The organism is Delftia sp. HK171, assembly GCF_001886655.1.
Taxonomy (GTDB): domain Bacteria; phylum Pseudomonadota; class Gammaproteobacteria; order Burkholderiales; family Burkholderiaceae_C; genus Comamonas; species Comamonas acidovorans.
The window spans coordinates 2622501-2647271 of record NZ_CP018101.1; the positions used below are offsets into that span (position 1 = coordinate 2622501).

At 60.9% G+C, this 24771-nt stretch carries 17 protein-coding genes, 2 rRNA genes and 2 pseudogenes (1 of these 21 cut by a window edge); 18 read left to right on the forward strand and 3 right to left on the reverse strand.

What is annotated here, in order from left to right:
* From BO996_RS11865 to BO996_RS11885, 5 genes are all read left to right on the forward strand, one after another.
* A 23S ribosomal RNA gene (locus BO996_RS11865) occupies positions 1-2323 on the forward strand; it begins 553 nt to the left of the window's first position.
* Positions 2324-2447: 124 nt separating this feature from the next.
* Positions 2448-2560: ribosomal RNA gene (gene rrf / locus BO996_RS11870) — 5S ribosomal RNA — on the forward strand.
* A 129-nt stretch (positions 2561-2689) separates the two neighbouring features.
* On the forward strand, positions 2690-3433 hold the full coding sequence (locus BO996_RS11875; protein ID WP_013803370.1) for a 16S rRNA pseudouridine(516) synthase: 744 nt from the start codon (positions 2690-2692) through the stop codon (positions 3431-3433).
* Positions 3434-3452: 19 nt separating this feature from the next.
* Positions 3453-4871, forward strand: coding sequence for a guanine deaminase (guaD, locus tag BO996_RS11880; protein ID WP_071954830.1), 1419 nt, complete (start codon positions 3453-3455; stop codon positions 4869-4871).
* A gap of 47 nt (positions 4872-4918) precedes the next feature.
* Positions 4919-6292, forward strand: a complete 1374-nt coding sequence (locus tag BO996_RS11885) for a uracil-xanthine permease family protein (RefSeq protein WP_063326716.1) — start codon at positions 4919-4921, stop codon at positions 6290-6292.
* Positions 6293-6398: 106 nt separating this feature from the next.
* On the opposite strand, the gene BO996_RS11890 is transcribed toward BO996_RS11885, so the two are convergent.
* Genes BO996_RS11890 through BO996_RS11900 form a run of 3 tightly spaced genes read right to left on the reverse strand, consistent with a single transcriptional unit; the run spans position 6399 to position 9105 of the window.
* Complete coding sequence (locus BO996_RS11890) at positions 6399-6848, reverse strand: RNA-binding S4 domain-containing protein (protein ID WP_013803367.1); 450 nt, start codon at positions 6846-6848, stop codon at positions 6399-6401.
* Between the two features lie 4 nt (positions 6849-6852).
* Positions 6853-8352 (reverse strand): sensor histidine kinase, encoded by a 1500-nt coding sequence (locus tag BO996_RS11895; protein ID WP_071957082.1) that lies wholly within the window; start codon positions 8350-8352, stop codon positions 6853-6855.
* Positions 8353-8382: 30 nt separating this feature from the next.
* Positions 8383-9105 carry a response regulator transcription factor gene (locus BO996_RS11900; protein ID WP_012204436.1) on the reverse strand — a complete coding sequence of 241 codons (723 nt, stop codon included), beginning with the start codon at positions 9103-9105 and terminating at the stop codon, positions 8383-8385.
* Between the two features lie 100 nt (positions 9106-9205).
* On the opposite strand from BO996_RS11900, the gene BO996_RS11905 reads away from it, so the two are divergent.
* The 13 genes and pseudogenes from BO996_RS11905 (at position 9206) to BO996_RS11945 (ending at position 24764) form a co-directional block, all read left to right on the forward strand.
* Positions 9206-10165 (forward strand): Bug family tripartite tricarboxylate transporter substrate binding protein, encoded by a 960-nt coding sequence (locus BO996_RS11905; protein ID WP_013803365.1) that lies wholly within the window; start codon positions 9206-9208, stop codon positions 10163-10165.
* A gap of 216 nt (positions 10166-10381) precedes the next feature.
* Positions 10382-10951, forward strand: a complete 570-nt coding sequence (locus BO996_RS11910; protein WP_043819577.1) for a tripartite tricarboxylate transporter TctB family protein — start codon at positions 10382-10384, stop codon at positions 10949-10951.
* Entirely contained in the window at positions 10951-12465 is a 1515-nt protein-coding gene (locus tag BO996_RS11915) for a tripartite tricarboxylate transporter permease (RefSeq protein WP_012204439.1), read from the forward strand. The genes BO996_RS11910 and BO996_RS11915 overlap by 1 nt, the downstream gene beginning before the upstream one ends.
* Positions 12466-12982: 517 nt before the next feature.
* Positions 12983-17550: pseudogene (locus BO996_RS11920) on the forward strand (RHS repeat-associated core domain-containing protein).
* A gap of 4 nt (positions 17551-17554) precedes the next feature.
* The gene (locus BO996_RS28970) at positions 17555-17881 is read left to right on the forward strand and encodes an Imm58 family immunity protein (RefSeq protein ID WP_198041281.1); all 327 of its coding nucleotides are present in this window, start codon (positions 17555-17557) and stop codon (positions 17879-17881) included.
* Positions 17882-18185: 304 nt separating this feature from the next.
* Positions 18186-18520, forward strand: a pseudogene (locus BO996_RS11925) (RHS repeat-associated core domain-containing protein); the annotation flags it as partial.
* A 435-nt stretch (positions 18521-18955) separates the two neighbouring features.
* Positions 18956-19417, forward strand: coding sequence for a hypothetical protein (locus tag BO996_RS28975; RefSeq protein ID WP_156897938.1), 462 nt, complete (start codon positions 18956-18958; stop codon positions 19415-19417).
* A gap of 207 nt (positions 19418-19624) precedes the next feature.
* Positions 19625-19672: a hypothetical protein gene (locus tag BO996_RS30045; RefSeq protein WP_082848273.1), complete on the forward strand. Its 48-nt coding sequence runs from the start codon at positions 19625-19627 to the stop codon at positions 19670-19672.
* Between the two features lie 645 nt (positions 19673-20317).
* Complete coding sequence (locus BO996_RS28985) at positions 20318-20566, forward strand: hypothetical protein (RefSeq protein WP_156897939.1); 249 nt, start codon at positions 20318-20320, stop codon at positions 20564-20566.
* Between the two features lie 425 nt (positions 20567-20991).
* Complete coding sequence (locus BO996_RS28990) at positions 20992-21546, forward strand: hypothetical protein (protein WP_156897940.1); 555 nt, start codon at positions 20992-20994, stop codon at positions 21544-21546.
* A gap of 227 nt (positions 21547-21773) precedes the next feature.
* On the forward strand, positions 21774-23087 hold the full coding sequence (locus tag BO996_RS11935; RefSeq protein WP_071954831.1) for an SGNH/GDSL hydrolase family protein: 1314 nt from the start codon (positions 21774-21776) through the stop codon (positions 23085-23087).
* Positions 23088-23224: 137 nt separating this feature from the next.
* Positions 23225-23743, forward strand: a complete 519-nt coding sequence (locus tag BO996_RS11940) for a sigma-70 family RNA polymerase sigma factor (RefSeq protein WP_013803359.1) — start codon at positions 23225-23227, stop codon at positions 23741-23743.
* Between the two features lie 13 nt (positions 23744-23756).
* Positions 23757-24764, forward strand: a complete 1008-nt coding sequence (locus tag BO996_RS11945) for a FecR domain-containing protein (RefSeq protein ID WP_071954832.1) — start codon at positions 23757-23759, stop codon at positions 24762-24764.
* Positions 24765-24771: the final 7 nt, after the last annotated feature.

Here is a 24771-nt window from a genome sequence, read left to right on the forward strand (position 1 = left end):
ACCTTTTGTATAATGGGTCAGCGACTTACATTCAGTGGCAAGGTTAACCGAATAGGGGAGCCGTAGAGAAATCGAGTCCGAATAGGGCGTCCAGTCGCTGGGTGTAGACCCGAAACCAAGTGATCTATCCATGGCCAGGATGAAGGTGCCGTAACAGGTACTGGAGGTCCGAACCGACTAGTGTTGCAAAACTAGCGGATGAGCTGTGGATAGGGGTGAAAGGCTAAACAAACTTGGAAATAGCTGGTTCTCTCCGAAAACTATTTAGGTAGTGCCTCAAGTATTACCTGCGGGGGTAGAGCACTGTTTAGGCTAGGGGGTCATGGCGACTTACCAAACCTATGCAAACTCCGAATACCGCAGAGTACAGCTTGGGAGACAGAGCACCGGGTGCTAACGTCCGGACTCAAGAGGGAAACAACCCAGACCGCCAGCTAAGGTCCCTAAAATTGGCTAAGTGGGAAACGAAGTGGGAAGGCTAAAACAGTCAGGATGTTGGCTTAGAAGCAGCCATCATTTAAAGAAAGCGTAATAGCTCACTGATCGAGTCGTCCTGCGCGGAAGATGTAACGGGGCTAAGCCAGTTACCGAAGCTGCGGATTTGCAATTTATTGCAAGTGGTAGGAGAGCGTTCTGTAAGCCTGTGAAGGTGCCTGGTAACGGGTGCTGGAGGTATCAGAAGTGCGAATGCTGACATGAGTAGCGTTAAAGGGGGTGAAAAGCCCCCTCGCCGTAAGCGCAAGGTTTCCTACGCAACGTTCATCGGCGTAGGGTGAGTCGGCCCCTAAGGCGAGGCAGAGATGCGTAGCTGATGGGAAACAGGTCAATATTCCTGTACCGATGTGTAGTGCGATGTGGGGACGGAGAAGGTTAGCTCAGCCAACTGTTGGATATGTTGGTTCAAGCCTGTAGTCGTGCCTGGTAGGCAAATCCGCCGGGCTTAGATGAGGGGTGATAACGAGTCTGCTTGCAGACGAAGTGAGTGATACCCTGCTTCCAGGAAAAGCCACTAAGCTTCAGCTACACACGACCGTACCGCAAACCGACACTGGTGCGCGAGATGAGTATTCTAAGGCGCTTGAGAGAACTCTGGAGAAGGAACTCGGCAAATTGATACCGTAACTTCGGGAGAAGGTATGCCGCAAGTAGGTGAACTTGAACAAAGGGAGCCCAAAGCGGTTGCAAAAAATCGGTGGCTGCGACTGTTTAATAAAAACACAGCACTCTGCAAACACGAAAGTGGACGTATAGGGTGTGACGCCTGCCCGGTGCTGGAAGATTAAATGATGGGGTGCAAGCTCTTGATTGAAGTCCCAGTAAACGGCGGCCGTAACTATAACGGTCCTAAGGTAGCGAAATTCCTTGTCGGGTAAGTTCCGACCTGCACGAATGGCGTAACGATGGCCACACTGTCTCCTCCAGAGACTCAGCGAAGTTGAAATGTTTGTGATGATGCAATCTCCCCGCGGAAAGACGGAAAGACCCCATGAACCTTTACTGTAGCTTTGTATTGGATTTTGAACGGATCTGTGTAGGATAGGTGGGAGGCTTTGAAGTGAGGACGCTAGTTCTCATGGAGCCGACGTTGAAATACCACCCTGGTGCGTTTGAGGTTCTAACCCAGGTCCCTTATCGGGATCGGGGACAGTGCATGGTAGGCAGTTTGACTGGGGCGGTCTCCTCCCAAAGCGTAACGGAGGAGTTCGAAGGTACGCTAGTTACGGTCGGACATCGTGACGATAGTGCAATGGCATAAGCGTGCTTAACTGCGAGACTGACAAGTCGAGCAGATGCGAAAGCAGGACATAGTGATCCGGTGGTTCTGTATGGAAGGGCCATCGCTCAACGGATAAAAGGTACTCTGGGGATAACAGGCTGATACCGCCCAAGAGTTCATATCGACGGCGGTGTTTGGCACCTCGATGTCGGCTCATCTCATCCTGGGGCTGTAGTCGGTCCCAAGGGTATGGCTGTTCGCCATTTAAAGAGGTACGTGAGCTGGGTTTAAAACGTCGTGAGACAGTTTGGTCCCTATCTTCCGTGGGCGCTGCAGATTTGAGGAAGCCTGCTCCTAGTACGAGAGGACCGGAGTGGACACACCTCTGGTGTATCGGTTGTCACGCCAGTGGCATTGCCGAGTAGCTAAGTGTGGAAGAGATAACCGCTGAAAGCATCTAAGCGGGAAACTCGTTTCAAGATGAGATCTGCCGGGGCCTTGAGCCCCCTGAAGAGTCGTTCAAGACCAGGACGTTGATAGGTCAGGTGTGGAAGCGCAGTAATGCGTTAAGCTAACTGATACTAATTGCTCGTGAGGCTTGACCCTATAACTTTGATGACGTGATCATCAAGGTGGTTATGCCAAGTAAGGCGCAGTCAAAATACAAAGCTGATTACAGACTCTATGAATTCGTTGTGTTGCTCCATGAGCAGCATGACAACAAGTTATGCCTGATGACCATAGCAAGTTGGTACCACTCCTTCCCATCCCGAACAGGACAGTGAAACGACTTTGCGCCGATGATAGTGCGGGTTCCCGTGTGAAAGTAGGTCATCGTCAGGCTCTTACAGCCCAAGAAACCCCGTAGCCCAAAGCTACGGGGTTTTTTGCTTGTTTGCGCAGAAGTACTTGTATCGTCGCCTGCGCGATGTGCGTGCGCCATGGTGGGCGCAAACGGCTTGAAAGATGAACATGCAACTGCAAGACATTCTGTATTCCCAAGGGTTCGGCATCCGCCGCGTGTGTTCCGGACTGGTCCAGCAGGGCTGGGTGGAATTGTGGGACACCGAGGCCAATGACTGGGTGCGTTGCCTCGACTCCACGCAGGACATCGATCCTGAAGGCCTGCGCTATCGCGTGCAGGGCGTGGAGTGGGCCTATCACGCGCTGGGCTATGTGCTGTTGCACAAGCCGGCGGGCACGGAGTGCTCGCAAAAACCGTCGACCTATCCGAGCATTTACTCGCTTTTGCCCTTGCCGCTGCGGCTGCGCCCGAACAAGGGTGCCGTGCAGGGCGTGCAGGCCGTGGGGCGGCTTGACCAGGACACGACGGGCCTGCTGCTGCTCAGCGATGACGGCCAGTTCATCCACCGCATGAGCTCGCCCAAGAAGCATGTGCCCAAGATCTATCGCGTGACCACCAAGCATCCGGTCGATGCCGGCCAGGTGCAGCGCCTGCTCGACGGCGTGGTGCTCGACGATGACCCCAAGCCCGTCAAGGCCGCTGCCTGCGAGCAGGTGAGCGAGCATGTGCTGGACCTCACGCTGACCGAAGGCAAGTACCACCAGGTCAAGCGCATGATCGCGGCCGTTGGCAACCGCGTCGAGGGCCTGCATCGCTGGAAGATCGGCGAGCTGGAGCTCACCGAGGACCTGCAGCCGGGCCAGTGGCGATGGCTGACGGCCGAGGACCTGGCCAAGCTCAAGGCCAAGTGAGGCAGGGGGCCGCGTTTCCATGATGAATTCCGCTGACCCAGGCCAGGGCTGGGCCCTGTTGTGTACTGCTTTCGATGCGCCCGTGCCGGATGCGCTGCGCATCCAGCAGGACGTGCTGATCGTGGTGGATGGCCGCGGCATGATCGATGCCGTGCTGGAGCGCGGTGATCCCCGCCGCGCCGCTCTGGAGGCCGCGCATGCTGCCGCAGGCACGCTGCAGCGCCTGCCCGAGGGCCAATACCTTTTGCCCGGCATGGTGGACCTGCATGTGCATGCACCGCAATGGCCGCAAAGCGGCAAGGCCCTGGATGTGCCGCTGGAAACCTGGCTGCAGGAGTACACCTTTCCCCTGGAAGCGCGCTACGGCGATGCCGGCTTTGCCACTTCGGTCTACGACAGCGTGGTGCGCACGCTGCTGGCCAATGGCACGACGACGGCCATGTACTTCGGCACCATCCACGCCGTGGGCAACCAGGTGCTGGCCGAACGCTGCCTGGCCCTGGGTCAGCGCGCCCTGGTGGGCAAGGTGGCGATGGACGAGCCGTCGCAATGCCCCCCGTACTACAAGGACGCCAGCGCCGCCGAAGGCATTGCCGAGACGGCGCGCTTCATCGACTGGCTGCGCCAGCATCCGGACAACGCGCAGCAGCGCGTGCTGCCGGTGATCACGCCGCGCTTCATTCCTTCGTGCACCGACGAGCTGCTGCGCGGCCTGGGCGACCTGGCTGGACGCACCGGCGCCCATGTGCAAACCCATTGCTCCGAGAGCGACTGGGCGCATGCCCATGTGCTGGAACGCCAGGGCCGCACCGATGCGCATGCGCTGCATGATTTCGGCCTGCTCACGCGCCGCACGGTCGTGGCCCATGCCAACTTCCTCACGGCCGATGACGTGGCACTGATGGCGCGCACGGGCGCCTCGGTAGCGCATTGCCCTCTGTCCAACTTCTATTTCGCCAACAGCGTGTTCCCGGCCCGCAGCGGCCGTGAGCAGGGCCTGGGCATGGGGCTGGCCACGGACATCTCGGGCGGCTACAGCCCCAGCATGTTCGATGCCTGCCGCCACGCCATGACGGCCTCGCTGGCCTTGCATGAGGGGGTGGACCCGGCCCTGGGCGCTTCGCAGCGCGGCAGGGCGGGGCAGGGCGTGCAGGCCCGCATCGACCACGTCTTTGCGCTGTGGCTGGCCACGGCGGCGGGGGGCGATGCGCTGGACCTGCCGATTGGCCGCATCGAGCCCGGCCACGCCATGGACGCCCTGGCCATCGACTGCCAGGGGCCTGACTCCAATGTCCAGATCTGGCCCGGCGCGGATGGCCCGGCCGACATTCTGCAAAAGATCATCCACCACGCCACGCGCGCCAATGTGGCCAGTACCTGGGTGCAGGGCGAGTGCGTGCACCGGCGCCAGGCCGCCGGCGCTGTCACTGCTGTCTGAGCGCCGCAGTCTTTGCGCTGCGGCCGTTTTCCGCATTTTTCCGTCCCATGACCGAACCGACCTCCTCCTACGAAGGGCGCCTGATCGCCCGCCCCGACGACCGCGTCTCGCTGTCACAGGCCCTGTTGCTGGGCCTGCAGCATGTGATGGCCATGGACGTGTATGTCGTGCCCTTCATCATTGCCTCGGCCCTGGCGCTGTCGCAAGCCGATGCGGCGTCCATGATCCAGTCCACCTTTCTTGCCGCAGGCGTGGGCACGCTGATCCAGACCGCCTGGTGCATGCGCATGCCTGTTGCGCAAGGGCCTTCCTACATTCCGCTGGGTGCCATCCTGGCCGTGGCCTTTGGCGCGGGCGGCGGCTTCGGCGGCATGGGAGCCGTCTATGGCGCGCTGATTCCGGGAGCGCTGATCGTCATCGCACTGGGGGCGCTGGGCTGGTTCCACCGCGTGATCCGCTGGCTGGTGCCGCCCATCGTCGGCGGCACCATCATCCTCGTGGTGGGGCTGTCGCTGTTGCCGATTGCGCTCAGCGCCAACGTGTTCTCGGTCCACGGCGGCATGACGGTCAACCAGTCCATTGCCCTGGCTTCGGTGTCGGCGGCACTGCTGATCGCGGCCATGATGCTGGGCCTGCGCTTTGACAACCGGCTGGGCCGCTGGATGCGCCTGTCGTCGGTGATCATTGCGCTGGCCGGCGGCACGGCCGTGGCCTGGGCCATGGGCCTGTTCGCCTGGCAGCCGGTTGCGGATGCGCCCTGGCTGACGCTGCCCAAGCTGGCCGGCATCGACTACCCGCTGCAGTTCAGCCTGCCTGCCGTGCTGACCTTTGTCGTGATCTATCTGGTGGTCATGGCGGAAACCACAGGCACCTGGTTTGCGGTCTCGGCCGTGATCAACCAGCCCATCACCAGCCGCCAGCTCGACCGTGGCGCCGTGGGAGAGGGCCTGAGCTGCAGCGTGGCCGCACTCATCGGCGCCACGCCGGTCACCGGCTACTCCACCAATGCGGGCGTGATCTCCATCACCGGCGTGGCCAGCCGCATGGTTTTCATTGCAGCCGGCCTGGTGCTGGCCTGCCTGGGCTTCCTGGGCAAGTTCTCGGCGCTGATTGCGGCCATTCCCTCGCCCGTGATCGGCGGCATGTTCGCCGTGGTCTGCGTGACCATTGCCATGGCGGGCATCCGCATCCTGCGCCACGTGCGCCTGGATGAGCGCGCCATGCTGGTGGTGGGCGTGCCCATCATCTGCTCCTTCTTCGCCACGCTGGCTCCCAAGGACTGGGTCCAGACCCTGCCGGACATGCTGCAGTACCTGCTGGGCTCGGCCGTGACCGTGGGGGCCATGGCCGCCATGGTGATGAACCTCATCCTGCCGCGTGCGCAGGGGGACGACGCACCGGCCAAGGACCAGGTGGTCTGAACGCCGCAGGGGTCTGCGCCCGCAAACCCATGAGAAAAGGCCATGCGCAGCGGTTGCGCATGGCCTTTTTGCTGGAAGAGGCATGAGGCGGGCAGGGCCGCGGTATTCAACGCCGGTCCAGGTCGTCGATGGATGCGCTCCAGCGGCTGTCCCAGTTGCCGCGCTCGCGCACCTGGTCGATCTGGCGGCGGTCGCGCTTGGTGGGGCGGCCGTCGTGCTGGTCGGCAATGCTGCTGGCGGGCTCGGGCGCCAGCCGGCGCTGCTCGGCCAGGCGCTCCCGCTCGGCAAGGCTTGCGGCGGTTTCTTCGTACAGGGCCTGGGCCACGGGCGCGGGGCCGCGCATGCCTGACAGGCCACGAATGACCACGGTGCGCGGAATCTGGCCCTGGCGCAGCACCACGGTGTCGCCGCAGCGCACCTCGCGCGCGGGCTTGACCAGGGCTCCGTTGACGGTGATGCGGCCCTTGCCGATCTCTTCTACCGCCAGGCTGCGCGTCTTGTAGAAACGCGCGCACCACAGCCATTTGTCCAGACGCATGGATTCGATATCGGTCATGGCGTTATTGTGCGCGCGGCGCGGGGTGCTTGCCAGTGGCCGGTTGCAGCGGAATCGCCACGTGCGCGTGCAGACCGCAGACCAGGCCTTGCCGGTAGATGTTGCGCAGTTCGATGGCGCCGCCCAGCGTCTGCACGATCTCGTGGCAGATGGCCAGCCCCAGGCCCGAGCCGCTGCGCGCGTTGCCGGCCGAGAACGGCTGGAACAGCCGCTGGGCCAGGTCGCTGTCTATGCCCGGCCCGCTGTCGCGCAGGCTGAGCACGGCCTGGCTGCCGGCCTGGCTGCCGGCCTGGTGCACGCTGATGTGCAGGCTGCCGGCCGCAGGCATGTGGCGTATGGCGTTGTGCAGCAGGTTGCGCGTGAGTTCGCGCAGCATCCATTCATGGGCCGGCACGGGGCAGGGCTCGGTGTCTATGGAGAAATCGATGTCCTGCTCGGCAATCAGCGGCGACAGTTCGATGGCCACGTCGCGCACCACTTCGTCCAGCAGGCTGGGGGCGGGCGACGCCGGCTCGGCGCTGTCTTCCTGCCGTAGCTGCTCGACCTTGGCCAGCGCCAGCATCTGGTTGGCCAGCCGCGTGGCGCGGTCCACGGTGGCGCCGATTTCCTCGAAGGCCTGCTCGGCCGGCACATCGCCGCGCTGGGCCGACTGCAGCTGGGCCTTGAGCACGGCCAGCGGCGTGCGCAACTGGTGCGATGCATCGCGCACAAAGCGCTTCTGGTCCGACAGCAGCTGTCGCAGCCGGAGCATGAGCTGGTTGATGGCCTCCAGCAACGGCTGCAATTCGCGCGGCGCAGCGGGGGCCGACAGCGGGCTCAGGTCGCCGCGCGGGCGCGAGCGCAGGTCGCTGCTGAGCTGGCGCACGGGCTGGGTGGCCCGCTGCACCACAAAGATCACGATCAGCGCCACGGCAGCCACCAGCAGGGCCTGGCGTGCCAGCGTGGTGCGCAGGATCTGCAGGGCCAGGGTCTCGCGCAGCTCCAGCGTCTCGGCCACCTGGATCACGGCCATGCCGCGCCCCTTGGCGCTGGCCACGGGCTGCAGCAGCACGGCCATGCGCACGGGCCGGCCGCGGAACTGTGCGTCATAGAAATCGACCAGGGCCGCGTAGGGCGGGCGCTGGGGGATGACGCCGTGCCACATGGGCAGCTCGCCAAAGCCCGACACCATTTCCCCGTCCAGCGTGGAGACGCGGTAGAACATGCGGCTCTGGTTGTCGGCCTCGAAGATCTCCAGCGCCGAGTAGGGAACGATGGCATGCAACTGGGCGGACTCGTCATAGCCCGTCACATCCAGCTGCTCGCTGATGCTCTTGGCCGATGCCAGCAGCGTGCGGTCATAGGCCGTGTTCAGCGCAGCCAGCGTCTGGTGGTACAGGCTCCAGGTATTGAAGCCAATGAACAGAATGACGGGGACGAGAATGCCCGTCAGCAGCTGGCGGCGCAGCGACCAGGGCTGGCGCGCGCGGGCGGGGGCGGGAAGGGGAAGACCGGGGTCGCGCATGGGCTTGCGGTGCACGAATGCGGCAATGCGTCAGGCCGACTCGGCCTTGAGCAGATATCCCAGGCCGCGCAGCGTGACCAGTTGCACGCCCGTGCCCGACAGCTTCTTGCGCAGCCGGTAGGCGACGACTTCCACGGCCTCGTACTGCACGTCGGACTCGCCGGGAAACACCAGCGCGAACAGCCGTTCCTTGGCCACGGCATGGCCGGGGCGCGCCAGCAGGGCGTGCATCAGGGCAAGCTCGCGGGGCGTCAGCTCCATGATCTCGCCATCGCGGTGGATGGCGCCGCTGGTCTTGTCGTAGCGCAGCGCCCCCATGGCAATGGTCTCGGGCGGCGGCTTGGGCGCGAAGCTGTCGCTGCTGCGACGCAGCAGGGCGCGCAGCCGGGCCTCCAGCTCGTCGAGGTCGAAGGGCTTGGCCAGGTAGTCGTCCGCGCCGGCGTTCAGGCCCAGCACGCGGTCGCCCACGGTGCCGCGCGCAGTCAGGATGAGCACGGGCGTGCGCAGGCCCTGGCCGCGCGCACGCTCCAGCACCTGCAGGCCGTCCAGGCCGGGCAGGCTCAAATCCAGCACCACGGCGTCGGGCTCGCGCACCAGCCACTGCGCCAGGGCCGAGGGGCCGTCGGCCGCCGTCTCCACCTGGATGCCGCGCCGGATCAGCGTGCGCTGCAGCGTGGTGCGCATGGCGTTGTCATCTTCTACGAGCAGCAATTGCATGGCCCGCACGTTAGCACCGGGCGCGATGCAGGCCATCGCGCCAAGAGCGATCTAGGGATTCCCCTAGGGGTTTGGACAGCCATTTGACAGGTAGCGAACCCATCATCGACAGCCTTACAACACAAGGAGTCAAACCATGCGTCGTGATACTTTTCTGAAGTCGCTGGCCGCACTGGCCGCCGCAGGCAGCCTGCCGCTGTCTGCTCAGGCTGCGGTCGCCGTCAAGATGATGCTGCCGGCCAACCCCGGCGGCGGCTGGGACACCACGGGCCGTGCCCTGGGCAAGGCTTTGCAGGACGCTGGTCAGGCTGCTTCCGTCACCTATGACAACAAGGGCGGCGCCGCTGGCGCCATCGGTCTTGCGCAGTTCGTCAACGGCAGCAAGGGCGATCCCAACGCCATGATGGTCATGGGCGCCGTCATGCTGGGCGGCATCATCACGGGCAAGCCGCCCGTGAACCTGACGCAGGCCACGCCGCTGGCGCGCCTGACCAGCGAATACAACGTGTTCGTGCTGCCCGCCAACTCGCCCTTCAAGAACATGGCCGAGGTGATCGCCCAGCTCAAGAAGGACCCGGGCTCCGTCAAGTGGGGCGGCGGCTCGCGCGGCTCCACCGAGCACATTGCGGCTGCCATGATCGCGCGTGAAGTCGGCGTCGATCCCTCCAAGATCAACTACGTGGCCTTCCGTGGAGGCGGCGAGGCCATCTCCGCCATCCTGGGCGGCAACGTCACCGTGGGCGGCAGCGGCTTCAGCGAGTTCGCCGAGTACATCAGCACCGGCAAGATGAAGCCCATCGGCGTGACCTCGGGCCAGCGCCTGAAGGGCGTGGACGTGCCCACGCTCAAGGAGCAGGGCATCAACGTCGAGATCGGCAACTGGCGCGGCGTGTACGGCGCGCCCGGCATCACCAAGCCCCAGCGCGACGCGCTGGTCGCCATGCTGGAGAAGGCCACCAAGAGCAAGGCCTGGGCCGAGGCTCTGCAGAAGAACGACTGGACGCCCGCGTGGCTGGCCGGCGATGCCTTCGGCGAGTTCGTGGACCAGGAGTTCGCGAGCCTGCGCGCCACCATGGTCAAGTCCGGCATGGTGTGATCGCACGGCTGCACCGGCCTCTTGCGGGGCCGGTGCGGCCACAGGCCCGCACTCCTGCGGGCCACGGCAGGCGCCAGTCGCAGCGCCTGCTTCAAGAAGCGGAAGATGCCCGCGCGCCGCGCCAGCGGCCCGCTGGCCCCGGCGGCTTAATTTTTTCCCCACGTCTGCAGCGGTGGCCGGCCCGGTCGCCGGTTCCGCTGCGGCCAGGAACTGACCATGTCCGAGTCCTCACAACCCAATCCACTTGCCACGGATGCCGCCCAGGCCGATGAGCCCAGCGGCTTTCCCTCGGTTCGCGCGCAGACCATCGTCGGCTCTGGCGTGCTGCTCGTCGCTGCAGGCCTGGCCTTCGGCGCGCTGCAGATTCCTTCCGACTCCGGCTACGGCGGCGTCGGCCCCAATTTCCTGCCCTGGCTGTGCGCCGTGGTGCTCGCGGTCTGCGGCGCCTGGCTGGTCTGGGAGGCGCGCACGGGCGGCTACCGCGAAGCCTCCGCACCTGGCGGCCATCCACGCGCCGACATCGGCGCCTTCGTCTGGGTGTCGGCCGGCCTGATGGTCAACGCCGCACTGATCGGCACCGTGGGCTTCATCGTCAGCTGCACCGTCTGCTACGTGCTGGCCGTGCAGGGCCTGCGCCGTGCTGGCGGCCAGGCCCAGGCGGGCGCACCCATCACCTGGGTCAAGGACGTGGTCACCGGGCTGCTCATCTCGGCGCCCGTGTTCTGGGCCTTCACGCAATTCCTGGCAATCAACCTGCCGGGCCTGACTGAGACGGGGTGGCTGTAATGGAAATCTTTGACGCACTGATGGCGGGCTTCGCCACCGCCATCACACCCGCCAACCTGCTGTGGGCTCTGGTCGGCTGCGCCCTGGGCACGGCCGTGGGCGTGCTGCCTGGCATCGGCCCGGCCGTGGCCGTGGCCATGCTGCTGCCCATTACCGCCAAGGTCGAGGTCACCGCCTCGATGATCTTCTTCGCGGGCATCTACTACGGCGCCATGTATGGCGGCTCCACCACCTCCATCCTGCTGAACACGCCCGGGGAGACCGCGAGCATGGTCACGGCCATGGAGGGCAACAAGATGGCCAAGAGCGGCCGCGCGGGTGCCGCGCTGGCCACCTCCGCCATCGGCTCCTTCGTGGCCGGTACCGTGGCCACCGTGGTCGTCACGCTGTTCGCCCCCTCGGTGGCCGACTTTGCCGTCAAGCTGGGTCCGCCCGAGTACTTCATGCTGATGGTGCTGGCCTTCACCACCGTCAGTGCCGTGCTCGGCCAAAGCGCGCTGCGCGGCATGACGGCCCTGTTCCTGGGGCTGGCGCTGGGCTGCATCGGCATGGACCAGATCTCGGGCGCTGCGCGCTACACCATGGGCAAGATGGAACTGCTGGACGGCGTGGACATCGTGCTCGTGGCCGTGGGCCTGTTCGCCGTGGCCGAAGTGCTGTACGCCGCCATGTACGAAGGCAAGGTCGTCGATACGCAAAACAGGATGGGCCGCGTGCACATGACCGGCCGCGACTGGAAGCGTTCGTGGCCCGCCTGGCTGCGCGGCACCGTCATCGGCACACCCTTCGGCTGCATCCCTGCCGGCGGCACCGAGATCCCCACCTTCCTGAGCTACGCCACCGAAAAGAAGCTGGCCAAGGGTGAGAACCGTGCCGAGTTCGGCACCAAGGGCGCCATCGAAGGCGTGGCCGGCCCCGAGGCCGCCAACAACGCCACCGTGACCGCCGCGCTGATCCCGCTGCTGACCCTGGGCATTCCCACCAGCAACACCACGGCCGTGCTGCTGGGTGCGTTCCAGAACTACGGCATCAACCCCGGACCGCAGCTGTTCAGCTCGTCCGCCGCCCTGGTCTGGGCGCTGATCGCCTCGCTGTACATCGGCAACCTGATGCTGCTGGTGCTTAACCTGCCCATGGTGGGCCTTTGGGTCAAGCTGCTCAAGATCCCGCGTCCCCAGCTGTACGCAGGCATCCTGATCTTCGCTACCGTGGGTGCCTACGGCATGCGCCAGAGCGCCTTCGACCTGTTCCTGCTGTACGGCATCGGCGTGCTGGGCGTGATCATGCGCCGCTTCGACTTCCCCACCGCGCCCGTCGTGGTCGGCATGATCCTGGGCCCCCTGGCCGAGGCACAGATGCGCAATGCCGTGTCCATCGGCGAAGGCAGCTGGTGGATCTTCCTGCAGCGCCCCATGTCGCTGACGCTGATCATCATCGTGGCCTGCGTGCTCATCGTGCCGCGCGTGCTCAAGCGCCTGCAGCCCAAGCCCTCGCCGGAGGCGGCTGCAGGCTGATGCCAACCCGTTGCTAGCCGGCCCGGCGGTGTCACGCATGGCGCCCCGGGCCCCTGACAGCCCCTGCCTTCCGAGGCAGGGGCTTTTTTTATTGGCGCGCCTTGATGTGGGTCAGCAGGCGCCTCATCCCCATTGCACCAATGGCATGAGAAATTTATCGATATGTCCCTCCATTGGTGAGGCGGCATTCAATTGCTGATGTATCCAAGATAATCAATTTGCTTACATTTATAAGAGGAGTCTGACGCATAAATCAATTGCGCCATTGCCAGTGGCCTGTCTATGATTCCCGCTCATCGAGAGAGGGAGCCGTCCGTAGGGCGGTTGACACAATGACACGACCATTTGCCATTCGCACGCCATGGGGCGAGCCACTGCATTCTCATGAAATGCCTGGCCATCAGAGAATCCGCCACTGTTTCCTTCTACCCGGAATGAGGCAATGTGAAGCAATTGCCGCCCTGGATACAGCGATACATTGCGACTGCGCCATCAAGTCCACTCAGGAGAAGTCTGCATGAGTGGCAAACCCGCAGCCCGCATCACCGACAGCGTCGTCAAGGGCAAGATCGTCACCGGCTCGCTCACCGTGCTCATCGGCAGCCAGGGGGGCCTGGCCTGCTCCGTCTGCCCGGACGGCATCACCGTCGGATCCCCTGTGAACCCCCAGCTCGGCGCCAAGGTCCTGCGGGGCGCACAAGACCTGGACTTCGCCCTGCCATCGGCTGCGCTGCCTGTGGCCTGGCAGCGCCAGTACAGCAGCTACGTCAACCCCGAGCACGGCGCTGCCTGCGGCCTGCTGGGCCATGGCTGGCACCTGCTGCAGGAGCTCAGCATCCGCCTGCAGGAAGAGTCCACCTTGCTGCTGGATGCCAGCGGCCGCGTCATCACCTTCGACCAGCCTCTGGTGCCGGGCGGCCAGCTGCACAGTGCCAGCGAAGACATCTGGCTGCTGCGCGGCGGCAGCACGGAGCCGGAAGGCGGCACAGCGCCTTGGGCTGCGAACCCACGCTGGTCGCATGTGGAGCAGGCACTGGTGCGCAACCCGCAAGCCATCCTTGCGGTCAGCGGCGATGGCGACACGCTCTGGGGCTTTGGCCCTGCGCCCGGTGAACCTGTCGACGGTCCCTGGCGGCTCATGGCCCAGATCGACCGCTTCGGGCGCCGCCAGCTCTACCACTACAGCGACGGCACCACACCCGAGGCCGGCCACAGTGCCGGCAAAGAGGCTGTGCCCGCAGGCCGCCTGGTCTCGCTGAGCGACGGCACAGGCCGGCGCTACCGGCTGCTGCACCAGCGCATCCATGGCGGCAGGGATGCGCTGGGTTTGTGGGGCGCCGACGACGGCTGGCGGGTCACAGGCGTGGACCTCACACAGGACCCGTTGCACCCTGTGTCCACCCCCATCGCCCTCGTGCGCTACGGCTACAGCAGCGCAGGCGACCTCATCACCGTCCACGACCGCGCAGGCCAGCTCGTGCGCGAATTCGAATGGGACCACCACCGCATCAGCGCCCACCGCCATGCCAGCGGACCCTGGCACCGCTACCGCTACGAGAGCGCCCAGCCCGGTGCCCGCGTCATCGAGCACAGCAACCAGGAAGGGCTCAGCTACCGCTTCGACTACCTGTCCCAGCCCCCGGGCCCCGACGGCCAGCCGCGTGCCGCCACCCGCGTCAGCGACAGCCTGGATCGCATCGAGACCTACTACTTCGAAGGCGCAGCGGGCCTGTCGCGCCTCATCGCCCACCACAAGGCCGACGGCAGCCGCTGGCTGCAGGCCTACGACAGCTTCGGCCGGCTGGCCTCGCGCACCGACCCGCTGGGGCGCAGCGTGCACCTGCGGCGTGATGGCCAGGGCCGGCTCATCGGCGTGCAACTGCCCGACGGGCGCAGCACCCAGCAGGAACACGACGAAGCCACGGGCCGCCTGCTGCAAAGCACTGACACCGCAGGGGCCACCACCGGCTACCAATACGACGCCTGGGGCCGCCTCACCCAGATCACCCAGGCCGATGGCAGCACCGAGCGCTACCACTACCCCGACCCCAGGAAGCGCCGCTCACCTGCGACAGCCCCCGGCGCATCGAAGACGCCCAGGGCGGCAGCAAACAGCTGGCCTGGAGCGACGCGGGCCAACTGCTCAGCTACACCGACTGCTCGGGCCACAGCACGCACTACCACTACGACCGCTGGGGAGCGCTCATCGAAGTGGACAACGCCCTGGGCCAGCGCCAACGCCACCAGCGCGACGGCCAGGGGCGCATCGTGGCCAGCGAACTGCCCAACGGCCAGATCGAGCGCTACCACTACGACAGCGCAGGCCACCTCACGCGCATCGATCCGGCCCAGCCTGCGGGCACCTCCAGCGAAACCCAGGCCGCCGACCCCAGCATCCACCTGCGCTACGACCTCTGGGGCAGGCTGGTCCAGCGAACACATGGCGGCCTCACCCTGGCCTTCGAATACGACAGCGCCGGCCGCCTCCTGCGCCTCGTCAACGAGAACGGAGCGCAAAGCCGCTTTGCCTGGGACGCGCTGGACCGGCTCGTGCAGGAAGAAGGGTTTGACCAACGGCTGCAGCGCTACCGCTGGGACGCGGCAGGCCAGCTCATGGAAGCCTCGGATGGCAACGCCGCGCAGCAAAGCAGCAGCCACTATCGCTGGGACGAAGGCGGGCGCCTCGCCGAACGCCAGCTGCCCGCCACGCCCCATGCGCCCGCACAAACCCACCGCTATGAATGGGATGCGGCCGGGCGCCTCACGGCGGCCAGCGTATGGCAGCACACCGGCGAGAACACCGCAGAGAACACCATCCAACTGCAAAGCCGCATAGCACTGGAGCGAGACGCCCTGGGCCGCATCACCGCAGAAGTGCAGCAACTGTACCGCCCAGGCAAGGACGGGGGCGGCAACGGGGGCGCAGAGCAGATCGAATACGAACACCGCATCGCCCACAGCCTGGATGCGCTGGGCGCACGCCAGCACAGCCAGCTGCAAGGCCTGGGAGAGATCGCCTGGCTCACCTACGGCTCAGGCCATGTGCACGGACTGCAGCTCAACGGAGCCAGCCTCATCGACTTCGAACGCGACAACCTGCACCGCGAAGTCCGCCGCAGCCTGCACCCACCCACCTCTGCAGCAGACGCAGACAACCCCCTGCAGGTGCAACGCCAATGGGACAGCCTGGGCCGACTCACGGCCCTGGGCACCACAGGCCTGCAAAGCACGGAAGGCCGTGATCACCTGGTCCAGCCCCTCATAGGCCAGATCCTCGGCCGTCGCTACCACTACGACAGCCTGGGTCAGCTCGTCGCCATCGAACAGGCCGGCGCCCCGGGCCAGGCCGCGCAGCTGCTGCGCTACGGCTACGACAGCGCAGGGCGCCTGAGAGCGGCCACCGACAGCCAGGCCCCCCAGACCACCACCCGCTGGCAGATCGACCCCGCAGGCAACCGCCTGCCAGCACCCGGTGCAGCCGGTGCATCGGGCCAGACAAACACCCAGGACAACTGGGCCGCCCAGGTCCACGCCCACTGGCGGCACACCGACTTCAACCTCATGGGCCTGGGCCACCTTGCCGGCCAGCGGCAAGGCCCCGTGCAGCGCTGGGAAGACAACCGCATCGGCTTCACCGAAGACCGCGTCTGGCGCTACGACCCCTGCGGCAACCGCATCGCGCAAATGCAGGCAGACCACAGCCAGCAGCAACTGCACTACGACGGAGCCCACCAGCTCATAGCGGTGCGCAGCAGCCAGATCCAGGGCAACGCAGAGCAACTGCGCCACCACAGCCGTTACACCTATGACGCCCTGGGCCGCAGGCTCAAGCAGCAAGTGGAAAGCGCGGACTCCACAGAATCCACCCGCACCCACTACTACGGCTGGGACGGCGACCGCCTCATCCACACCGAACGCCTGCAGCATGGCGATGACACCCGCCACATAGAACACACCATCTACGAACCCGGCAGCTTCACTCCCCTGGTGCGCCTGAGCACCACGGCCAGCGGCGATCCCCAAGACCAGCCCCACCTGCTGGTGCAGGCCATCACCGCAGGCCTGCCCGACCAGGACGACCCCAACCACACGTCGGCCCTGGCCCTGATGCAAACCATGCTCAGCGCCATGCCGCGCGACATGCAGCAAGACGCCGCCCGCCACCTGCGCCACACCCTGGAGCACGGCCTGCCGCCCAGCGCCCAGGCGATCCTGGGCGAACAGGCCGAGGGCACGGCCCGCCTGCTCAGCGGCATGCAGGCCCAACTGCAGGACCAGGAAAAAGAACAGCACGCCCGCATCGCCATCCACCACTACCACTGCGACCACCTGGGCACGCCCATGGCCCTGACGGACCAGACCGGCCAGGTGGCCTGGGCCGCAAAGCTGGACCCCTGGGGCAATGTGCTGCAGGAGTACAACCCGCAGGGCCTGCACCAGGCGATCCGGCTGCCGGGGCAGCACCATGACAGGGAAACGGGGCTGTATTACAACCGGCATCGGTATTACGATCCGGTGGTGGGGAGTTATATCAATCAGGACCCTATTGGGTTGATGGGGGGTAATAATCACTATATCTACCCTGTAAATCCCACGGGATGGATAGATTCGTTAGGCTTACAGCAAGCCTGTGTTGTTAATTTTCCAGATTATCCGGTTGAGTACGCCGAAGGTAAAACAAGCACATGGCTTGGTGGACATAGTGGTGTATTGACATATGATGCTTCAGGGAAAACACAATATTTCGAATACGGTAGATACAACCCAAGTGCAAAAGGAATTATGGGCTCCAAACTACCCCAAGACGACGGAAACGTTCGGCAAACCCCAATGCCTAATCTGAAAATAGGCAAAGATGGTGCTCCAACAGATGAGTCCATGAGAAGTCTGGAAGAGCAGCTTTCGAAAAGATCAGGCAAAGGAACACCGGCAAAGTTAACCTGCAGTTCTGCCGACCCCAAAAAAGTTGCTGACTACGCAAAAGAAATTTCAGAAAATAAAGATAGAGAAAAATATAACTGGAATCCATTCAACTCAAATCACTGCCGCACTTTTGCAAGAGATGCTGCCAAAGCAGGACAATAATTTTATGAAAATAAACAAATCATCTATCTTAATAATTGCTCTAACCTTGGTTATTGTTTACTTGTCATACTCGGTTGTCGATAAATCAATAACATTATCTTACTCGGACCAAGGGTGTGGATCAGCGCGTGCAGATATTGACAATATCACTTCGCTCATTGAGCGTGAATGGACGGGGATGAATATGGAGCAGATTGCATATAAGTTAGAGAATACATCCATAAATAAAAAAGAAACTAATCCTCAAATAAAAAAAGAAAATGATCTGATATGGTATGGTGATGTTAGATTTATCTTCTCTTCTGATCGATTGGTAAAAGTTGAATATTGAAAATGAGATTATGTTTATTTTGGTAAACAAAATTTCAACGTATATTTTGAAATAATAGAGAAGTAATAATATTATTTTTTATAATAAATTATATTTACCATCAATAAAGATTATATAAATAATTACTTCTTTTTAATACATCAACTTTCGTGGAAACATGGAATAGTGGCTTTGCATTCAATACTCATGGATCAAGCGCAAGGTTAAGGAATTTTTCAAAATCTTGCGCTTACTAATTCTATTAAGTGCATCCTCGCTCATGCGATTAATGATCTGCAGCAAGACTACAAAACTGCAGAAATAGGAAAAAGAACAGCACGCCCGCATCGCCATCCGCCACTGCGACCACCTGGGCACGCCCATGGCCCTGACAGACCAGACAGGCCAAGTGGCCTGGGCCGCAAAGCTGGACTCCTGGGGCAATGTGCTGCAGGAACACAACCCGCAGGGCATCCACCAGACGATCCGGCTGCCGGGGCAGCACCATGACAGGGAAACGGGGCTGTATTACAACCGGCATCGGTATTACGATATGGTGGTGAGGAGTTATGTGAATCAGGAACCGATCGGGTTGGCCGGAGGGGGTAACAAAGTATATATGCGATAAATCCCATCATTTCCATGGATCCTTTGGGCTTGGCTCCCGTAAAAACGTGTGTAGAGAGAATTTTGAAAGCAGCGGAGAAAAATAAAAAATCAAAAAAGATATTCATACACATCCAATTATTGCTTTGGGTCGAAAATAAATAAATGTAATCTCTTTGTTCATGAGGGGCTAGAAAATGCAGATGTCGAATCTCCCTCGCGCTACAGATTCGGAATTATCCCAAGAGGACCAGCAACTGCTGGAGATTGGGAAAATCCACAAAAAGCAATTCCCGTATTTGAATTTGTTACTTCTACAAAGCCTGGTAATATTGTTGCAGTAGCATGCCTATATGGGGACGCTACTGGGCATGTGCCATTCGTGACGGGGAGTCGTACAACCATTGGCGCAGGCTCAGAAGACGGATCACATTCAACTGGTTGGGCATGGAATGGTGTATAGCCTAAAGAAAATCAAATATATAGAAGATGAAAAGATTGAAAAAGATTATGAAAGCAGCAGTTTACATAATAGCGGCAGCGCTTGTTTTTCAAATAATATCTTTGCTAATTTTCTTGATAGCACCGATGAAAATTGATTTATCGGATATAGAGGGATTTAATTTGTCTTATATTTTTAATAAGCTTGGAAATCCAGACTATGATTTGAGTGTCAAAGATATATTGGGATGGCAAAGCCATCGCTGCCTAATTCGTAAAAATGTCGTAATTAGGATAAAAGAATCGAACATTAAACTAACTGCTTTCCCTGCATCAATAAGTGTTTCAAATACATTGGGAGAAGAAACTCATTATTTCAAGTTATCAAAACACTCAAGATCTGACGGAAATAACAATTTTATTAGAACGACCACCATAACCGTATGGCCATACGGTGATTTTCTAATAAGTAAAGAGATTGTTGAAAATAAAGATCACCAGTCACAGTGAGTCTCGATATGCGTAGATTGTTCAGCCCCATGGGTTATAACAAGATGGGCCAAAACGCGCGCAGATCGCTTGGTCATGTTGGGTATGCACGACGAGCACACCATGAAAATGCTGCAGGAGATGCGCAAGTAACTGCAAAAGCAGGAGCGAGCGTAACAGGGCTCCGTAGCCATCCATCACTACCACTGCGACCATCTGGGCACGCCCATGGCCCTGACCGACCAGCGAGGGTTAGTGGCCTGGGTCGCACAGTAGGACCCCTGTGGCAATGTGCTGCAGGAATACAACCCACAGGGGACGTCTCGCAGAGGTTTCAGCTATGGAGTGGTGAATAAGGATTGCTTCATAAAGCACATCACGTAAGCCAGGAAATAGTACAACCGGGCGATAATAGTGATCTAGGAAAAATTACAGAACAAGCTTGGAAAGATTTCAAAGGCAATGAAATCGATGCGTTCAAAATTACTTGCGGATGCGATTGGACTGATTTTCTTTCTTGCATTACCCATGCCGGCTTTCGCTTTTGCAACCGATGTGGTGTTGTATTATTTTTGGGCAATATTTTTCGTATTTTTGGTTTGCATTGTTGGATCTATATATTTGCATTCAACAAGGAAAGCAATATATGCATCAATTTGGATAATAAGCATATTTTCCTCTGTTTATTGTGAGGTTCCAAGAAATATAAAAATGCTGGTGACGATTTATTTGCTCATTAGTCCGATAATTATTCTTGTGTTGATTTTTTGTAGAAGTAATAATAAGCAGCAGAGCGAGAGAGAAAAATAACACCTGACAAAGATCGTGAAAAATAATTTCCAAGATAGTATTGATGATGGCGGTGTATGGATCATAGAAAAACTCTGATGCGCTTAATGCAAGAAAAGACTGGCAAGCTCCATGAAGATTAAATTGGTAATTATTATTTTAATTTTGCTAAATGGATATTTTTTCTTCAGAAAAGATGGTTTTGATTATCATATAAATAAAGATTACGACTTTGTTTGTGTATTTCCGCCATATACGCCAAAATTAGTTGTTCTTGAAGAGCTGAGAAAATATTCAAGTGACTTAAAGGATGATGTGGCGTACAAAGAATCAATGGACGATGGTGTTTTTACTTATTTCTTTATAAAAATAGTGAAATAATTTCTTCTGGAGAAGAAATGGTGAGAAATAATTCGGTGGGTGAATATGGTTGTTTGGGTAGATGAAAATATTACCGCGATTTGACTTTTCTTGAAGTAAAGACTTATGCCAAGTACCATAGCCTTTTTTAAACTAATGCACTCACACAGTTAAGCGAGTCTTTTAATATTGCATCCATTCTGGAGTGGGTGTGCACAGATTTTTTTCTTTGCTGATGTTGGACTAGCTGTTATTGCAAACAATAAATGGCTTTTTTTGACCGAGCCGCTACTGTTATGCATGTCAAATTATCCAATAGTCGCGGTACTTTTGGCGGCGGACGTAGATTAGTTAGGCTGTAAGGGATAAAGGCTCCACAGGAATTTTTTGATTTTCATTTTTGGATCTTGCGAAATAAGCGCTTGTTTTATGAGTATTGAGTATATATGTCCATGAAGAAGATAATAAAAGTATCTTTCGGATCATTCGTTGTGGTTGCACTTTTGGGATTTATTTTTCTTATTTCTTCAGTCGAGAATGAAAAGGAGAGCTTCTTCTCTTCCTATGATCTATTGGATGAAGATGGGCAAAGATATATCTCTTGGGTTCCCGTTTTTTTACCAAAAACTGCCTTTAATATCAGAATATATGCTGATGTGGAAACTAATCATTTTTATATGTTCTTTCAGCTGGAAAAAATTCAATCTATTGATTTTCAGAAAAAGATGAATATGAAAGCATCAAAAAATGGAGTGGCGCTGCTTCAAAAGGGCGTTGAGAAAATAAAATCAGGGTGGTGCGCTTTTCAGGACATTTCGAATGGATTTGGTGAAAATCTATATCTGGTGGGAAAAATAAGCTCTAGTGAAGAAATTTATTATGTGACGAAGGCGATAACGGCTACTAATTTGAATTCGACTGAATACACTTCGGAAATGGCGAAGAAATATTGTGAGCATGGCGATTTCAAGCCTGAAATGCAATATCTGGACATCAGGTAATTGACGCGGGTGAATCTATAGGATGTGATTTTTGCCGTCAAAAGACCGCCTCAGCCTTGCATCGCTCCTACAAAAAAACGCTTGAATACGCACTCCATCCTCGCTGCCAAAGCACAGCACAGGCCTCATCGTGAATTAAATTCACAGATGGTGTTCCAGCAGACCGTCTAGTCCCGCGCAGCCCTTGAATCCATGATCCCGCCATCGACAGACTTGGGGTTCCTTGCATGCGGCAACTTTTTCCATCGCTTTCCACGGCCTCGGGCGCGGCCCTTCTGGCGCTTGTGATTTCCACGCCTGCCATGGCGGATTCGACGGTGCCGGCGGGTTCGGCTGAAGTCTCCAACTGGGCTGCCACCTGGCAGGCCAGCCCGCAGCCGGTCTGGGGGGCGGACTTCCTCTTTCCCACCAACCTGCCCGCCGTTCTGCAGGACCAGACCGTGCGCCAGGTGGCGCGCATCAGCCTGGGCGGGCCGCGCCTGCGCATCGTGCTGTCCAACGCCTATGGCGGCCAGCCTGTGACCGTGGGCAGGGCGACCGTGGCAAAGCCGTTGCCGGCGGGCGCCATTGACGCTGGCAGCCTGCAGGCCGTGACCTTTGGCGGCAGCGCGCAAGCCACCATTGCCGCAGGCGCATCCCTGGTCAGCGACCCTGTGGCCTTGCCTCTGGCCTCGCTGTCGCAGGTGGCCGTGAGCCTGTACCTGCCCAGCGCCACGCCTGTGCAGAGTTTTCACTGGGATGGGCGTCAGACCAGCTGGCTCGTGGCGGGCGACCAGTCCGCTGCTGCGGCGCTGCGGACTTCGGACCCTGGCGCAATCAGCAGCACGGCCCGCCCGCTGTTGGCGGGTATTCAGGTCGAGGCCGACCTCGCGGAGCCTGCGGCGCCCGTGGTAGCGGTGATGGGCGACTCCATCACCGACGGCGCCACAGCCAGCCTGGACCGGGACAGCCGCTGGCCGGATTTCCTGGCCGCGCGCCTTGCGCCGCACGGCGCGGCAGTGGTCAATGCCGGCATTTCGGGCGCGCGCCTGCTGTCGGATGGCATGGGCGAGCATGCGCTGGCGCGGCTGGAGCGTGATGTGTTGGCCCAGCCCGGTGTGCGCAGCCTCATCGTGCTGCTGGGCATCAACGATATTTCCTGGCCCGGCACGGCCTTTGCGCGGCAGGCGCCGCGTCCCACGCTGCAGGACATGGCAGAGGGCTATCGCCAGCTGGTTGCCAGGGCGCGCAGCCACGGCCTGCGCGTGATCGGCGCCACCTTGCCGCCTTTCGAGGGCGCCTTGCCAGACACGCCGCTGGACGACTACTACCAGGCCGAAAAGGACGATCTGCGCCGGCAGGTGAACGCCTGGATACGCCTGGGTGGTGCCTTCGATGCCGTCATCGACTTCGATGCCGTGCTGCGCGATGGCGCCCATCCTTCCCGCATGGCGGCGCGCTTCGACTCGGGCGACCGTCTGCATCCTGGCGACGAAGGCAACCGCGCCATGGCCGATGCGGTGGATCTGAACGCCATACTGCCGGGCCTGCTGCTGCGCTAGCCGCGCCTGCACGCGGTGGAGGTGGCGTTGATGGTGGCGTTGGCGGCGGCGGGGCTGTCTCCCTATAAAATGCAAATGGTTCTCATTTGTCATTCGTCCCTGGCCTGCCTGTGCCCTGGGATACAGGGAGGGGTATCGTGGCCGCCGCCGAGTTTGCGCTTCAGCAACAAGTCGAAATTCTCTACACCGATCACCACGGCTGGTTGCGCGGCCTGCTGCGCCGCAAGCTGGGCAATGCCTTTGATGCGGCTGATCTGGCGCACGACGTTTACCTGCAACTGCTGCGCACCGGCCGTGTTCCGCCGGCCGACGAGCACCGCCGCCATCTCACCCAGATTGCCAACGGCCTGGTGATCGACCTGTACCGGCGCCGCCGCGTGGAGGCGGCCTATCTTGAAGCGCTGGCCCTGCTGCCCGAGCAGATGGCGCCCTCCGAAGAAACACGTGCCCTGGCGCTGGAGGCGCTGGTGGAGATCGACGCCGCGTTGAACGGCCTGCCGCCCAAGGCGCGCAAGGCCTTGCTGCTGTGCAAGCTCGACGGCATGGCCTACCGCGACATCGCAGCCGAGCTGGGCGTGTCCGTGTCTTCGGTGGAGAAATACATCGCCGCCGGCCTGCTGGCCTGCTACCAGGCGCTGCACGGCCCGGTGTGCTGAACGGCCCGACCGCATGTCCTCATCACCGGCATCGCCCGACGCCTCCAGCGAGCTGCTGGAGCCGGCCATTGTCCAGCGCGCTGCCGAATGGATGGCCCGTCTGTGGGCCGATGACGCCAGCGACGAAGACCGCGCCGCCTGCGCCCGCTGGCGTGCCGAGCATCCGCGGCACGAGCTGGCCTGGAGCCGCCTGCAGGCCTTTGACGACAAGCTGCGCAGCGTGCCCGGCGGCATTGCGCGGCATACGCTGGCGGACACCTCCGCTGCGTCGCCGGCGCCACGCCGTGGCCGCCGCCGCGCCATGCAGTTGCTGGGCTTCATGGCCATGGCCGGTGGCATTGCCCATGTGGTGCGCGGCACCGATGCCTGGCAAATCGCCGCTGCCAGCCATGGCACGGCGCGCGGTGAAGTCCGAGAGATCACGCTGCCGGATGGCACGCAGGTGGTGCTGGCCTCGGCCTCGGCCATCGACCTGCGCTTTGACGGGGCCGAGCGCCTGATCCTGTTGCGCGCTGGCGAGATCCTCGTGACCACTGCGCCTGATCCGCAATGTGCGCCGCGCCCGCTGCGCGTGCGCTCGCGCCACGGCACGGTGCAGGCCCTGGGCACGCGCTTCACGCTGCGCCAGGAAGATGAGCAGTCCCGCGTGGCCGTGTTCGAGGGCGCGGTGGAAGTGCGTCCCGCCCGGGCGCCGGGCCAAGTGGTGCGCGTGGAGGCAGGGCAGGGCGCCGTCTTCTCCGGCGATCTGGCCCAGCCCCCAGTGGCCGCGCAGGAAAGCGCCGCCGCCTGGGCGCGCGGCGTGCTGGTGGCCGACAACATGCCGCTGGGCGAGCTGGTGGCCGAGTTGGCGCGCTACCGCACGGGCCTGCTGCGCTGCGACCCGCAGGTGGCCGACCTGCGCGTCACGGGCGTGTTCTCGTTGCGCGATACCGACCGCGCCCTACACAACCTGGCGCTGGGCCTGCCCGTGCAGGTGGTCGCGCGCACGCGCTACTGGGTCACGGTGCAGGCGGCGGGCTGAGGCGCCT

Excerpts from the sequence above, each read along its gene's own strand:
- BO996_RS11885 (WP_063326716.1), top strand. The coding sequence starts at position 4,919 with ATGACCGAACCGACCTCCTCCTACGAAGGGCGCCTGATCGCCCGCCCC.
- BO996_RS28985 (WP_156897939.1), top strand. The coding sequence starts at position 20,318 with ATGAAGATTAAATTGGTAATTATTATTTTAATTTTGCTAAATGGATAT.
- BO996_RS11900 (WP_012204436.1), bottom strand. The coding sequence starts at position 9,105 with ATGGCCTGCATCGCGCCCGGTGCTAACGTGCGGGCCATGCAATTGCTG.
- BO996_RS28990 (WP_156897940.1), top strand. The coding sequence starts at position 20,992 with ATGTCCATGAAGAAGATAATAAAAGTATCTTTCGGATCATTCGTTGTG.
- BO996_RS11895 (WP_071957082.1), bottom strand. The coding sequence starts at position 8,352 with ATGCGCGACCCCGGTCTTCCCCTTCCCGCCCCCGCCCGCGCGCGCCAG.
- BO996_RS28975 (WP_156897938.1), top strand. The coding sequence starts at position 18,956 with ATGAAAAGATTGAAAAAGATTATGAAAGCAGCAGTTTACATAATAGCG.
- BO996_RS28970 (WP_198041281.1), top strand. The coding sequence starts at position 17,555 with ATGAAAATAAACAAATCATCTATCTTAATAATTGCTCTAACCTTGGTT.
- BO996_RS11945 (WP_071954832.1), top strand. The coding sequence starts at position 23,757 with ATGTCCTCATCACCGGCATCGCCCGACGCCTCCAGCGAGCTGCTGGAG.
- BO996_RS11935 (WP_071954831.1), top strand. The coding sequence starts at position 21,774 with ATGCGGCAACTTTTTCCATCGCTTTCCACGGCCTCGGGCGCGGCCCTT.
- BO996_RS11910 (WP_043819577.1), top strand. The coding sequence starts at position 10,382 with ATGTCCGAGTCCTCACAACCCAATCCACTTGCCACGGATGCCGCCCAG.
- guaD (WP_071954830.1), top strand. The coding sequence starts at position 3,453 with ATGATGAATTCCGCTGACCCAGGCCAGGGCTGGGCCCTGTTGTGTACT.
- BO996_RS11875 (WP_013803370.1), top strand. The coding sequence starts at position 2,690 with ATGCAACTGCAAGACATTCTGTATTCCCAAGGGTTCGGCATCCGCCGC.
- BO996_RS11905 (WP_013803365.1), top strand. The coding sequence starts at position 9,206 with ATGCGTCGTGATACTTTTCTGAAGTCGCTGGCCGCACTGGCCGCCGCA.
- BO996_RS11890 (WP_013803367.1), bottom strand. The coding sequence starts at position 6,848 with ATGACCGATATCGAATCCATGCGTCTGGACAAATGGCTGTGGTGCGCG.
- BO996_RS11915 (WP_012204439.1), top strand. The coding sequence starts at position 10,951 with ATGGAAATCTTTGACGCACTGATGGCGGGCTTCGCCACCGCCATCACA.